The following is a 1,317-nucleotide window of genomic DNA, read 5'->3' on the forward strand; positions in this document are numbered from 1 at the left end:
CTGCATAACAAAGCGTTCAAGAGGGATTCGCAACGCGCGGCATTTTCGTTATGCGTTGATTTTATTAGTTTTTAGTGTAATGCGGTGAGTTGGTAGTTGCGTTGCTCACCCCTTAACGCGGCGTTAGCCCACAAGAGAGAAATAAAAAGTAGAGTTCGATGATCAAAGGTAAAGTTATAGAGTGGAATGACTCAAAAGGTTATGGATTCATTTCGGCATTAAATGGTGAATTAAGAGTTTTTCTCCATATATCAACGGTTCAGAGTAAAGGTCGACGCCCTAAGGTCGATGATGAAGTTAAATTTGAAGTTAACGAAGACAAAAAAGGGCGTTACAACGCCACTAATGTAACAATTCTGGGTTCCGGCTCGGTACCTTCAACAATCATGTTTAGCATCGTTTACTTAGTTTTAGCGAGTACAGCTGTATTCATACTAGGTGGTGAGAAGCTGTTCATTGTGGCTTATATCCTGATGTCCATTGTAACCTACGTAATGTACGCAATAGATAAAAATGCCGCTCAAAACGGCAAATGGCGGACACCAGAAAATACGCTTCATCTTTTATCGTTACTCGGTGGTTGGATGGGGGCATTATGTGCTCAAAATCAACTTCGTCATAAGTCGAAAAAACAGCCATTTAAATCGATTTTGTGGCTGACGATATTCGTAAATATTGGAGCATTTGTTTGGACATTCACTCCATCAGGTTCGGTGTTCGTTCAGAACTTTATTAGCAATTGGTTATAGCACTAGCGGTGAGATGTGGGCTAACAAACTGTTTAAGAGTGATTCGCAACGCGTGGCATTTTTACTATGCGTTAAGTTTAGTGTTTAAGGTGGTATGCGGTAGGTTCGGCATTGCGTTGCTCACACCTTAACAGGGCGTTATGCTTTATTGAGCCTCAGCAAAATCAATATATAAATTTTAATGGGAAAACTCAGTCTGATTTAGAAATTTTCCTATTCTAATTCATTGATATTATGAGTTTATTGTTCTTTTTTGTGGCTATTGAAAGTTGAACGATGCTTGTGCTTTTTCGGCCAACTCTGCTCTGATAAATTGTGTATGCAAAAGGTTCGATTGTCGCTGAAAGGTCTTTTCCTTTGGTGTTGTTGACCCCTTGATTCCTCAGGCTATTTCGCTTCAACTTGTTTGGGATCTTATCGGCACCAATGATTACTGAAAGGAGGCAAGTTTATCATTTTGAGTTAAAGTGGCTTTAACTAATGAACATTGTAAAAGTTCAATGTAATCAATAGGTAATAAAGCATAACAAACGCTTCAAGAGGGACTTCCAACGCGTGGCATTTTTAT

At 39.3% G+C, this 1,317-nt stretch carries 1 protein-coding gene; it reads left to right on the forward strand.

The features are described from left to right. Window positions 1–158: 158 nt before the first annotated feature. Window positions 159–749 (forward strand): cold shock and DUF1294 domain-containing protein, encoded by a 591-nt coding sequence (locus FKN88_RS17360; RefSeq protein WP_279197700.1) that lies wholly within the window; start codon window positions 159–161, stop codon window positions 747–749. Window positions 750–1,317 lie beyond the last annotated feature (568 nt).

It is taken from the genome of Vibrio sp. 2017_1457_13 (assembly GCF_030851525.1).
GTDB lineage: Bacteria > Pseudomonadota > Gammaproteobacteria > Enterobacterales > Vibrionaceae > Vibrio > Vibrio metschnikovii.

Bases quoted from the DNA above. Each gene is read 5' to 3' on its own strand.
- FKN88_RS17360 (WP_279197700.1), top strand. From the start codon at position 159: ATGATCAAAGGTAAAGTTATAGAGTGGAATGACTCAAAAGGTTATGGA.